Annotated in this window: 4 protein-coding genes; all 4 read right to left on the bottom strand. The window is 71.8% G+C overall.

Features of this window, described 5'->3' with window-relative positions; all coding sequences use genetic code 11:
* Nucleotides 1-277: 277 nt before the first annotated feature.
* Nucleotides 278-1,687: a TAXI family TRAP transporter solute-binding subunit gene (locus ASF18_RS03120; RefSeq protein WP_056217799.1), complete on the bottom strand. Its 1,410-nt coding sequence runs from the start codon at nt 1,685-1,687 to the stop codon at nt 278-280.
* A 74-nt stretch (nt 1,688-1,761) separates the two neighbouring features.
* Nucleotides 1,762-2,199, bottom strand: a complete 438-nt coding sequence (locus ASF18_RS03115) for a BA14K family protein (protein WP_056349413.1) — start codon at nt 2,197-2,199, stop codon at nt 1,762-1,764.
* 178 nt (nt 2,200-2,377) lie between these two features.
* Nucleotides 2,378-2,815, bottom strand: coding sequence for a CsbD family protein (locus tag ASF18_RS03110; protein ID WP_056349410.1), 438 nt, complete (start codon nt 2,813-2,815; stop codon nt 2,378-2,380).
* 73 nt (nt 2,816-2,888) lie between these two features.
* Nucleotides 2,889-3,092, bottom strand: coding sequence for a CsbD family protein (locus ASF18_RS03105; protein ID WP_056217792.1), 204 nt, complete (start codon nt 3,090-3,092; stop codon nt 2,889-2,891).
* Between the last annotated feature and the right edge of the window lie 134 nt (nt 3,093-3,226).

The raw sequence follows: 3,226 nt of genomic DNA, 5'->3' as shown, positions 1-3,226 counted from the left end.
TGTGTTCGGGATCGGTGGGACGGTGCGTTGGGGTGCGGTGGGCTCGTGGCCCTTCAGCAGCTCGGCGAGCTTGTCGCGGTTCTGGTAGCCGGCCACGGCCAGAAGGCCCAGCAGCGCGGTCATCGAGGGGTAGCCCTTGCTCATCGGAGGTCTCCGTATGTGGGGGTGAACAGGTCTTGGGGGGTGAACAGGTCTTGGGGGGTGAACAGGTCTCGGGGAGTGAACAGGTTTGGGGGGGCGAGAAGGGCCGGACCGGCAACGATCCAGGCTCGCGTCGTCAGCCCGCCGCGGCGGCCTCCGTCGATGTCGTGCGCCCGGCCAGATCGCTCGGCTCGGCGGCATACTGGCTGGCGGCGATGGTGCGCTTGACCGTGGAGCGGGCCGCATCGATGGCGATGGCGGCCGCCGACAGGGTGCGGGCCTCGGTCGGGCGTTCGAGGGCGTGCTTGGCGATGTCGCCGGCCAGATCGTCGATCTCGCGGGCGAGCTGTTCCAGGCGCGGCGCGTCGGCGCTGTCCTGGGCCTCCTGCCGGATCTCCAGCAGACGATCGGTGGCCTCCTCGATGCGCTCGCGGCGCAGGCGCGACAGGCGCTGCCCGACCCAGGCGAGCGCCGAGCCGATGCCGCCGCCGAGGAAGGCGACGAGGTAGATCCAGGTCTCGTAACGCTCGACGAAGCCCTGCTGCTCGCGCTCGAAGAAGTCGACGGCGCCGGGATGGATCGGCAGCCGCGCGCTCGTCGCGCCCGCCGTGCTGTCGTAGTTCGGCGCCTGCACGTAGTCGGCCGCCGGCGTCACGTTGGCCATGCCGCTGCGCATCTCGAACAGGTGCTGGGTGACGTCGGCCGCGACCGGTCGGGAGAGGGTGGTGCGGGCCATCAGGCGGTAGGAGGCCCCCACGGTATGGACATCCTCGGCCGGCACCTTCGGACTGCCGCCGAAGGTCTCGGCCGGCATCGTCACGGCCTGGAGGCGCGGCAGGCGCGCGATGATGGCGTCGGCGTTCTCCACGTCGACGAAGGCGACCTTCCCGCTCCGGCTCACCCCCTGCACGATGCCGACGATGCGCTGGGCGGTGGGCGAGGTCGGGGCGATCACCGAGACCACCGCGTCGATCCGCTTGCGGGTGAAGGCGCCCGCGAGCTCCGCCTCCGTCATCTCCACCAGCGCCACGTGGCGCGGCGGCACCGGGCCGTCGGGCTCCTTGTCGAGAAGAGTCAGGCCGTAATGCTCGACCATGGCCTTGATGAGCGCCTGGTCGGCGTCGCGATGGGCCAGGATGGCGAGGCGCTTGCGCTCGAGCTGCGGGAACCGGGTCAGGCCGGAGCCTTCCGGTGAGGCGATGATCATCGCTTGGTCCCGCAGGATCGCCAGGGTCAGGCCGTTGTCGGGCAGGTCGACGTCGGGACGCACGACAGCGAGGTCGGCCCGTCCCTCCTGGAGGGCGGCGGCGCTGTCGCGCACGTCGTCGAGGGCCAGGACCTTGAGGCGGATCTCCTTGTGGCGCTTGGCGAGGGCGTCGGCATAGGCCTGGATCAGGGCCGGCTCGGTTCCGTCCCGGGGCGCCACCGCCACCGTCAGAACCGTGGCGCGGGAGACCCAGTAGGCCACCCCCGCCGCGAGACCGAGGAAGACGGTGAGCAGCAGGAACACGAGCTCCGGGCGCAGAAGGACCTTGGCGAACTTCATCGAGGGTCGTTCGCTCCCGCCCGCCCGGGGCTCCGTCCCCCCGTCGCGTCCTTCGGACCGGCCATCGTCGAGCCCTACGGGCAGGAATGCCGTTCGCCGTCGTTGCCGAGATAGGTTCCGCTGGCCGCATCGTAGGAACGGAAACGGCGGGCACAGGCGGCCACGGCCTCGGCCGGCACCCCGCGCGGAGCGGCCTGGGCCTGCGAAGTCGCGATCGCCCCACCGATGATCGCGCCCGCGGCGAGGCCGGCCACGCCGGCGCCGACCGCCGCGCCCACGCCGGGTCCCCGGCGATAGCCGTAGCCGCGCCGGTAGCCGTAGCCCCGACCGTAGCCGCGCCCACCGCGCCAGCCGTGACGGTGACCGTACCGGCGAAACTGCATGTACGCGGTCGGTACATCCGCGTGCGCCAGGGCCTCGACGGCTGGGCCGCCCGTCGTCGGGGCTGCCTGGGCCGGGAGCCCGACCAGGGCAGCGGCGACGGTGGCGGCAAGGGCGAGGGTCAGCTTCATCGTGAGGTGTCTCCTGACGGATGGTGGAGGTGCGCTGGGGATGGGCTCAGTAGCCGCGCCGGTTCGGCGGGACGGCGGAACGCCCGCCGAAGCGGCGGCTGACATAGGCGATGACCTTCGGAAGCAGGAAGGCGGTGAGGAGCTTGCGGATCATGGGATGGTCTCCGGGACTGCGGGATCAACGATTGCGACGGGACAGCCAGCCCACCGCGAAGGCGACGGCGGCGAGGCCGAGGAGCGCGGAGGCGCGGTTGTCGTCGGCGTAGCGCGCGGCCTGTCGGCCGTAGGTCGATCCGCGCTTGGCCGCGTGATGGGCGAAGGCGCGACCGTCATCGATGAGGTTTCCCGCCCGGTCGCGCGTCTCGTCGACGAGGTGACGCCCGTCCTCGATCAGGTTCCCGGCGCGGTCGCGCACCTCGTGGGCGATGTCGCGCCCGTCGTCGATGAGATCCTCGGCCCGGTCGCGGGCGCGACCGTAGGCGTACTGGGCGCCGCCGGCCACCTGGTTCACGGCGCCGCGCACTTGGCGCGCCGGATCACCGGTGATGCCGCCGACCGCGGTCTGCGCGCGGCCCTTGAGGTGGCGCGAGGCGCCGCGGAACTGGTCTCCGTTCATGGGGAAACTCCTGGGTTCGAGGGGGGATAAGGGGCGGCGGGACCTTGGTCGGGGCTTCGGCCGCCGTCCGGAATCAGTGCTTGCCGGTGACCTTATCGACGGCCGAGGCGATGCCGTCCTTGGCTTCGCCGACGGTGCGCTGGGCCTCGCCCTTGAGCTCCTGGGCCTTGCCTTCGACCACGAGCTTGTCGTTGCCCGTGACCTTGCCGGCGGCCTGCTTGACGTTGCCGGCCGCCTCGTTGGCGAGACCCTTCAGCTTGTCGGTGGTGCTGCTCATGGGATGTCTCCTTGTGTTCGGATGACTGGGATGGGTTGGCCGGCCGGTCGCGGGGACCGGCCGGGATGGGCTCAGACGCGGCGGGCGTCGACGCTGTCGGCGAGGGTGAGGCGCTTGGGGGCGCCGAGGCGTCC

The sequence above is a fragment of the Methylobacterium sp. Leaf89 genome (genome assembly GCF_001422215.1).
GTDB lineage: Bacteria > Pseudomonadota > Alphaproteobacteria > Rhizobiales > Beijerinckiaceae > Methylobacterium.
The sequence above is the reverse complement of the archived record's forward strand: the minus strand, read 5'-3'. Positions and strand labels throughout refer to the sequence as shown.

What these genes read in the sequence shown, in the direction of transcription:
- ASF18_RS03120 (WP_056217799.1), bottom strand. Translation starts at nt 1,687, where the DNA reads ATGAAGTTCGCCAAGGTCCTTCTGCGCCCGGAGCTCGTGTTCCTGCTG.
- ASF18_RS03105 (WP_056217792.1), bottom strand. Translation starts at nt 3,092, where the DNA reads ATGAGCAGCACCACCGACAAGCTGAAGGGTCTCGCCAACGAGGCGGCC.
- ASF18_RS03115 (WP_056349413.1), bottom strand. Translation starts at nt 2,199, where the DNA reads ATGAAGCTGACCCTCGCCCTTGCCGCCACCGTCGCCGCTGCCCTGGTC.
- ASF18_RS03110 (WP_056349410.1), bottom strand. Translation starts at nt 2,815, where the DNA reads ATGAACGGAGACCAGTTCCGCGGCGCCTCGCGCCACCTCAAGGGCCGC.